General features: G+C 52.9%; 6 protein-coding genes and 1 pseudogene. 1 reads left to right on the top strand and 6 read right to left on the bottom strand.

All coding sequences use genetic code 11. From position 1 onward, the window contains the following. Positions 1–190: 190 nt before the first annotated feature. The gene (locus tag TQ39_RS19235) at positions 191–1009 is read left to right on the top strand and encodes a tocopherol cyclase family protein (protein WP_050006736.1); all 819 of its coding nucleotides are present in this window, start codon (positions 191–193) and stop codon (positions 1007–1009) included. A 285-nt stretch (positions 1010–1294) separates the two neighbouring features. Here the strand turns inward: TQ39_RS19235 and TQ39_RS19230 are convergent, their stop codons facing one another. From TQ39_RS19230 to TQ39_RS19200, 6 genes and pseudogenes are all read right to left on the bottom strand, one after another. Further along, positions 1295–2110: a hypothetical protein gene (locus TQ39_RS19230; RefSeq protein ID WP_050006735.1), complete on the bottom strand. Its 816-nt coding sequence runs from the start codon at positions 2108–2110 to the stop codon at positions 1295–1297. A gap of 374 nt (positions 2111–2484) precedes the next feature. Next, complete coding sequence (locus TQ39_RS19225) at positions 2485–3048, bottom strand: IbrB-like domain-containing protein (RefSeq protein WP_009322610.1); 564 nt, start codon at positions 3046–3048, stop codon at positions 2485–2487. Continuing rightward, positions 3038–4369, bottom strand: a complete 1332-nt coding sequence (locus TQ39_RS19220; protein ID WP_009322612.1) for a phosphoadenosine phosphosulfate reductase — start codon at positions 4367–4369, stop codon at positions 3038–3040. The genes TQ39_RS19225 and TQ39_RS19220 overlap by 11 nt, the downstream gene beginning before the upstream one ends. A 646-nt stretch (positions 4370–5015) precedes the next feature. After that, positions 5016–5210 (bottom strand): annotated as a pseudogene (locus TQ39_RS19210) (terminase large subunit); the annotation flags it as partial. A 246-nt stretch (positions 5211–5456) separates the two neighbouring features. After that, a complete protein-coding gene (locus tag TQ39_RS19205) occupies positions 5457–5783 on the bottom strand; it encodes a hypothetical protein (RefSeq protein WP_050006732.1) in 327 nt (108 codons plus the stop codon). A gap of 447 nt (positions 5784–6230) precedes the next feature. Further along, complete coding sequence (locus TQ39_RS19200; protein WP_050006731.1) at positions 6231–7628, bottom strand: hypothetical protein; 1398 nt, start codon at positions 7626–7628, stop codon at positions 6231–6233. Between the last annotated feature and the right edge of the window lie 216 nt (positions 7629–7844).

Genomic DNA, 7844 nt, shown 5'->3' with positions numbered 1-7844 from the left:
CTTTCTTAATGCTAAGAAAGTAGGCCGTCGGAGACTCGTAATCGTCCCCGCGACAGCGGGGGGCCTTCCTCTTTTCCCACACGCGGCTTCCTGTTCCCGCCCCGGCGGAGGCAACGACCGACCGAGCGGTTTCGCGTAGCGAAATGGAGCCGAACGGCGACAAGCGCCGGATATTCCGAAGGAGGTTTCTATGAAGGATCTTTTTGAAGGCGTGTATCTCAAGCACCAGAAAAACGGCGAGAGCATCTGTTTCATTGCCGGGCGCGCGGGGGAAACCCGGTTCGTCCAGGTGATCACCAACGGGACCGTCCGGCAGTACGACGGGGCGCAGGGCTTCTGCTTTGGGGAGGAGGGCGTGGCGGCCGAGCTGCCCGGCGTGCAGGGCGCGTTGCGCTACGGCCCGCTGTCGCCGCTCAGGACGGACATCATGGGGCCGTTCCGCTTTCTGCCGATGCAGTGCAGCCACAGCGTATACAGCATGGCGCACACGCTGGCGGGCGGGTTCACGGTGGACGGCCGATTCATCGACCTGACGGGCGGGACCGGATACATTGAGGGCGACCGGGGCAGCGCCTTTCCACGGGACTACCTGTGGGTACAGTGCAACGATTTTGCGCAGCCGTGCAGCGTGATGGCCTCTGTCGCGCATATCCCGTTCTGCGGACGCTCCTTTACAGGGTGCATCTGTGCCGTTGTGTACCGCGGCCGTGAATACCGGCTGGCCACCTACCGGGGCGTGCGCATCGTGGAGGCGTCGTCCCGCAGGCTTGTGCTGCGGCAGGGCAGGTATCTGCTGGAAGCGTCCTTCGCGGCGCGGGAGGCACATCCGCTGCGCGCGCCCCGAACAGACGGCATGACGCGGACCATCCGTGAGTGCAACCGCGCCCGGGCACGGTTCCGCTTTTGGGAGGGCGGCGGCCTTGTGTTCGACCTGTGCAGCGAAAACGCCAGCCTCGAGTGCGAGGAGGCTGTGCCGGACGGCGCAAAAAGGCGCGGCGCACTGCTGTAAAACGCCGCTTGTGGGAAAAAAGGAAGGCCCCCGCGAAAGCGGGGGCTTTTGGCCGGGAATAAAAGGTTTATCACATGGAAAGGAAAGGCCCAAAATAAAAAGAAGTCTGCTCCCGTCCCGTAAGGAGCAGACTGCATTTGGTGTGCTGCAAATTTGAAAATGGCTCAATCTCAAAGCCTTTTGCGCCTTGCGCCGGGGCCAGAGGGAAGCCGCAGCGAAAGCTTTGCCGGCCCAAAGCAGCCAGGCGGTGTATTAAGTGGAGTGAAAGCAAAACGTATTGCGCGCTTATAGCGTGAGGCTTCCGGCTTCCTTGCCGGCGATGGCGAAGGCGAACAGCGCGCCCTTGTCCACCACAGCAAAGTAGCCGGTGCGCGCATATTGGTCTGCGTAGTTTTTTTCGATTCGGCCCAGCGCTTCCTTCAGCTGCAGCATAGCCGCAAATTCGTGCTTGCAGCTGCAGCTGCAAAAGCAGGAGCAGATAAGGCCGCTGATCGTACCGTCCCTGTATTCGAACTCAACCTCGTATGCCGTGCTGCCTTCAACGATGGCGTAGCCTTTGCTGCCGTCAAGGCTGATGTATCGGACCCGGTTCTCCGTGTAGTAGTTGTGCCCGCGCTCTGCGATGCCGGCGCTTACATTCATTCCCCACAGGTCATCCAGACAGAATGCGGTATCATCGCTGCCGCTGACGAACGCATCGTCCTCCTTTGCCGGCGCCTTGTACCAGGTGACAACCTTACTGCCCGGCAGCGCCGCTCTGTCGAACGTGACGAAGTGGCTGCCTGCCATAAAAAAACGACCGTTGACCGCAGTGTCCGCTACTGCGATCACGCGCTTGTAGTCGGATACTTTGATTTTAAAATTATAGCTGACCTGGGTGACGCGGCCGCGCATGCCTTCCAGCTTGCCGTCCACATAGACCGTATCGCCGCAATGCAGGTCAAACTGGTCGTTGTAATAGGCCAGATTCATATTGCGTTCTGCAAAGTACACCTGTACCATTGATCTGCGCGGGGCTGCTGCCGGCTCCGGCACAGCGGATTTGGACTCCATGCGCTTATTTTCGAGAAACTCTGCTGCAAAACCAATTTTGAATGCCATAGCCGCTTCCTCCTTGAGAATGGTTTTCGGTTCTTTCGGATACCATTTTACAACAGTAGGTGTCCCATAAAACGGATTTTGCAACGCCGCTCTAAGGCAACACCGCACAATTCACGGCTGAAGCCTTAAGCGTCGCCTCGCTTGCAGATTTTTCGGCAACTGTCACAAAAATGCTCGCGAATACACAAAGTATTCGCTGCGCTTTTTGTTTAACCTGCCAAAAAATCTGCCGGCGCGCTTCGACTCTTAGAATTGTGCGGTGTTGCCCTAACACAAAAACGTCATTTGGACGCCTGCAATCTCCCGTTTGCGGGAAGTGATCGCACGGTTTCGCCGGAGGCGAAACGGCGGGCGCCGGGGCAGAGGGGGAGGCCTCAGCCCAGCAGCGCGTCGTCACCGTTTTCGCTTTCATCCCCGTCTTCCTCGTCCATGGGCTGCCATGCCTGCCCGAACTTTACATCCTTGAAAAGCGCCGTCAGCCCGGTGATCTGCTTGAGGCGAAGGAGCTCGTCTTTGTCCATGCCGAGATGCTTTGCGATCCATGCGTCGGAACGGCCCAGCTCGTGAAGCTCCTTGACGATGTTGCTCATCAGGTCCACGTCGTGGCTGCCCCTTGCCCGGTTGTGGCGGATGGTGCTGGCCATCCGCTGGTCCAGCGGCTTGTCGATGACCGAAACCGGCAGCACGCCGCCTTCGCGCTCGTAGATGTCGGGATGCTCCAGCATCACCCGGTAACGGTGGAACCCGTCCACGATCACATAAATGTCCTGGCTTTTGGCGTAATAGCACACGATGGGCATGGTGTAGCCGTCCGCCCTGATGCTTTCGTACAGCAGGCGCATTTCGGGCGGGGCCACGGCGTTGGGGTTGTATGTGTTCGGCCGCACCTTTTCGATGGGTACGGGAATGACATGGTAGACCGGGCTTTTATACGCCATTTTCCATCGCCTCCACGCTTTTGTATTTCTTGCGGATGATATCAATGCGCCGCTGCTGCTGGCGCGTCAGGCCAAAGCCCATGAAGCGGCAGTTGTGGTCGTTTTTCAAAATGCAGTAGCACATCCGCTTCCAGCTGGGAATGTCCTTTGACGATTTGATGTCGTCCGTATCGTCGGGGATGGGGCCTGTGAAAATGATGCGGGACTTTTTGTCGCGGGTATAATTGGAGACGCCGTTCCGCAGGATGGGGTAGCCGTGGGCCTCCAGCTCACGGATGACGGCTTCGTCCAGCCCGCCGCCCGTTTCGTGCCAGAACTGGATGGACGTTCTGAATTTTTTGACGTAATTGTTGCGCAGGCGGGCGGGCAGTGTGTCCAGCAGGAACTGGGTGTAGGATTTCCATGTGTGCCCCTCGGGAAGCGTGATGTTCCGGTAGCCCATCGCCTTGGTGTGGCCGTAGATCGCGGCAAAATTCGCGCCCTGCACGCGCCCCACCAGCTTTGTCCAGACCTCGGGGTCGATGACGCGGTACAGGTTGAGCGAATCCTTGGAATAGTCATTGAACGGCGAGGCCACGCGCATCTGCGAGGGCTTGAGGCCGGCCATGTAGTACAGGTCGTACAAGCGGTTGTAATCGTAGCCGAACCGGTAATTGGCGTGCCATATATCGCTGGTGGACCAGTCGTACAGGGGCGACGCGCACCAGACGTCCTTGAACTGCTTGCTGATCCAGCATTCGCCCTTGTAGCCGAATTTCTTGTTTAAAAAGCCGCTGTACCGCTGCAGGGATTCGTCCGCCCGGATGCCCAGCAGACAGACGGTTTTCCGGCCGCCGTGTGAAATGCGGTACCATCTGCCGAACTGCTTGGCAAGGTCCTCCTGATGCATGCGGTAGCGGTAGGTCGATATGGGGTTGTTTTCCAGGTTGACGACGTATTCCTTTTGCGGCATTTCCCGCACCCAGGCGTCCCGGCGGGTGTCGTCCCAGGGGTACCAGTACATTTCGTAGCTGCTGAGCGCGGTGCGCGTGGCCATGGGCAGGCAGACCCAATAAGGCTCCACACGGCCCTTGATGCGCTCGAAGGTGCGTTCCACATATTCCGTCGTCACAGTGTACTGCGCTTCGAAATCCTGATGAAAAACACCCAGCGCCTTTTGGGGGAAGCAGCGGTCCCGGTAATCCAGCACCAGATTCAGCAGCAGGCCGCTGTCCTTCCCGCCGGAGAAGGAGATATAGATATTGTCGAACTCCTCAAAAATGAATTTCAGCCGTTCCAAAAAGGCTTCGTATACGTTTTGCTTTAAATGTTGCTTGATCATAACCACCATGCTCCAAGAGTGAGAGCGCGCCGCGGGCATGCGGAACGCAGGCGCCGCTCCGGGGGGACTACATTCGACAGTCTTATACATTTAAGGACAAAAATTACCAAAATTTTCTTCTATTATACTACGTGTTCCGGATTTTGTCACCCGCTGCGGCGCCGCGCGGACAGCCGCAGCAGTGCGGGTACAGGGGACAGCGGATCGATATTTCCTATGACTTGCCGGCGGTTTGTCAATTTATCTTGAGTTGGCGTGATAAAATGAATACCCGCTTTCCGCATCAGCCCGTAGGGCGGGGCCCCGCGAAGGTTTGCGCAGCAAAGCTTTGTGGGGAGAAGGAGGAATGACGGAGCGGTATGAGAAAAGCCCAGCCGGCCGGCTGGGCTTCAGACTGTCGAAAAAGGCAAAGAAGCAAAAGAAGCGTCCGGGGAAAAAGCGGGCGGCGGCAAAGCCATGCATCTTTGCGCGGCAAAGTGCAAGCCGCGCGGCGAATGCCGCCAAAAGGGGTGGTGAGCCCCTTTTTCATTTAAAATAACCCCGCGGAAGGATGAAGGCACCCCCGATGCCTGCATCATTTGTCCGCATTGCGGATGTAAAAACACAGTCTATGGTTACGGAGAGGAGGATGATTAACCCCTGAAAATCAGATAAACAGCGGCCCTCCGCTGTCATAGACCGACTCGGCGGTGTCGTTGCCATGTCGGATGAGCCGATTAAGGGCCATAACGGTGGCAACGGCGCCATCTGTTTTTTCTGTGGACGTTTCTTTGCCCGGCTTGATGTTCCCCGCCGGGACGGTGCGGATGTAGATTTTGTCCATCATCCGGCGGAGGACGGGTGGCCGACTGCGGCGGGTGTTCTTTTACATCCGCCCTCCATGTGTGCGGCACTGTCCTGTTTCATCCGCTCGGTGAAATGCCCGACTTGCCCGTTTAAGCCTATCAGGAAACCGGGTTTGAAACAGCTGACGCTGTGCCCCTGATGCTTTTCCCGTATGGACATACCGCACGCAAAAACAGGATGCTGCAGGAGGGAAAACGGCATAAAAAGAGCGGGCAGCTTTTACGCTGTCCGCTTTGTGCTTTTATTCTGCCTTGCGCAGTTCCTTGATGGATACCGTATGATTACGCACGACCGTTTCCAGTGTCCGTACTCGGTCGCGCAGCTCGTCGATCTCACGCACGCGCTCCAGCTTTGCGGAAATATCGCCGTACTGTTCCGCGATAAGCTGCACGTTGTGCTCTTGCTTTTCAATCAACATGCGGGTATGGCGCACGTCCGTTTCCAAGGATTCAAACCGATTGTCAATAGACTCAAACCGATTGTCAATAGATTCAAAGTGCTTATCGTGTTCCTCTAACTTGTCCGAAATTTTGCCCAACATCTGCAAAATCAATTCTTCGTTGTTCATCCGCTCCACCTTCCTGTGCTGCTATTATACCCCATCAGAGCGGGGGTTACAATTGGGCATTATGCCGATTTACGATGGTACTTGTGTGCTGCCCTGAGTGCCGATTATTCACCCTTGTCCCGCATCCGGGCAAAAGTGTGTTATTGCAAAAACAAAACCGCCCGGGAAGGGCTTTCCCAAGCGGTTTCAGAGACTGAGTTGGCGTGATAAAATGGATACCCGCTTTTCTCCTCAGCCCGTAGGGCGGGGCCCCTGCGAAGGTTTGCGCAGCAAAGCTTTGTGGGGAAAAGGAGGAATGACGGAGCGGTATGAGAAAAGCCCAGCCGGCTGGCTGGGCTTTTTGAGGGGAGCATAGTCCATTCCGACGTGGGAAGCGTTGACAAAAAAGATACCCTCAATGCGAACACTGAACCTGACTATAGTAGGATAGCAACGAAACTTATCATATCATAGAATACCAGCAATAGCCATCTTAAATCCAGCAAGTGCCTGTTCATAGCTCTGCGCATTTTTTCCAACTTTCTGAGGATCATAGTCGCATATGTTAATAATACCTGAATAGTATTTAACGATCTTGCCGAGATTATTTTGCAAGAAAGTCATAGGCGGTTGCACCCAAGCAATTTCGTTATGTCCATTTACTGTCTTATTAACCATAAGAGCTTGCATACCATACACTAACGGCATAATGTACCCTTCAGGACTCAATATATCAATATCATTGCCGGAGAACGGTGTTTTCTTTTCCTTGCGCGTTTCATTTAATTTTTTTACGGCAGTAATACGACCGTATTTTCCATCTGCTGAATTGTACAAAGCAGGGAAGTTTTCATAAATATAGTCATAGAGTTCAGGCAATTCTACCGCAATTTGGAATGCCGAATTAACTTCCGTGTTTTTTAATTCTCGCTTATAGTCAGCACTTGTTTTGATGGTAACATCAGGAGACGCCATCAATTTCTCAAACTGTTTGAGACAACTCCCTTTTGCGCTGTAGATTTTATTCGCTGCAATTGGTTCAATAATTTTTCCAGTTTCATCTTTAACCTGAGTAATAAGAGCAAGAGGAATCCAAGCAAGCGCAATAAGATCTTGCGCTTTAATGTCGCCACCATCGTTCGTTTTCCATTCAATTCTGCTGCACAGAGCAGGATTTCGTTTTTCCATGAGTGACTTGAGTCCGTCAAAAAATCCTTTCTGGTTAGCTTTCGCAGAAATGTTGAGCTCAACATTATTATTTCTCGCTTCACAAATTTCCAACAAGTCATTCTTAAATGCTTCTACACAAGCAAAGTCTCCTGCATCGCGAGGGACAAGCAACTCAACAGGCACATAAAAGCTCAAATTTCCAATTGAAGAGTCTTTCCTTAATTCGTCTAAATATATATCAATAACACTTCTATTTTCATGCCAAAGTTCCTTAAAGCGATCCCATGTTTTCTCTCCCTTAGGAAAAGGTTTCCCAGCGTAAAGCATAGACTGTTTCAAGATATAGAGGCCAATTGCAAGCGTGTTATGGCCACCATCTAAAATTCCTTCAATCTCAAAATTATCAGGCATTATCTTTATCCTACTGCGCTCAAGTCGTTCATACTGGGAAGACGCAAGCAAAATTCCTTTGGTCTTAAACGGAAACAGGTTGCAGTCACTTTCGATAGATTCTTGGATTGAGGTAGTCACCGGACCCGTTTTAGAAGAACGAGGATTTGCTTTTAAATCCAGAATATCAATGACAGGAATCAAATACTTAGCCTTCATAAAGCCTGTAACCTTAGTAATTTGGCCTACTGTCTGTTCTACTGAGAAGTCGAATTTAATAATTACGCTTTTGTCTTTTTTTAACATGTTTATCTCCTTTCACTTTGTGGAGGCTCTGGAAACAAAAACGGACCAACAGTAGTTGGTCCGTGAAAATACTATAAAGATAAGCTTTATATTTCCAGAACCTATCCAGGTGCATGTTATAACTTCCGCTCACTATCCAGTGTGCATTATTATGATATCAATGCATTTATGTTTTGTCAAGCATTAAAGTCATTAATTGTAAAAAATTAATATAGT

The sequence above is a fragment of the Ruthenibacterium lactatiformans genome (assembly GCF_000949455.1).
In the GTDB taxonomy this organism is placed as follows: domain Bacteria; phylum Bacillota; class Clostridia; order Oscillospirales; family Ruminococcaceae; genus Ruthenibacterium; species Ruthenibacterium lactatiformans.
The sequence above is the reverse complement of the archived record's forward strand: the minus strand, read 5'-3'. Positions and strand labels throughout refer to the sequence as shown.

Excerpts from the sequence above, each read along its gene's own strand:
- TQ39_RS19235 (WP_050006736.1), top strand. The coding sequence starts at position 191 with ATGAAGGATCTTTTTGAAGGCGTGTATCTCAAGCACCAGAAAAACGGC.
- TQ39_RS19230 (WP_050006735.1), bottom strand. The coding sequence starts at position 2,110 with ATGGCATTCAAAATTGGTTTTGCAGCAGAGTTTCTCGAAAATAAGCGC.
- TQ39_RS19225 (WP_009322610.1), bottom strand. The coding sequence starts at position 3,048 with ATGGCGTATAAAAGCCCGGTCTACCATGTCATTCCCGTACCCATCGAA.
- TQ39_RS19220 (WP_009322612.1), bottom strand. The coding sequence starts at position 4,369 with ATGATCAAGCAACATTTAAAGCAAAACGTATACGAAGCCTTTTTGGAA.
- TQ39_RS19205 (WP_050006732.1), bottom strand. The coding sequence starts at position 5,783 with ATGAACAACGAAGAATTGATTTTGCAGATGTTGGGCAAAATTTCGGAC.
- TQ39_RS19200 (WP_050006731.1), bottom strand. The coding sequence starts at position 7,628 with ATGTTAAAAAAAGACAAAAGCGTAATTATTAAATTCGACTTCTCAGTA.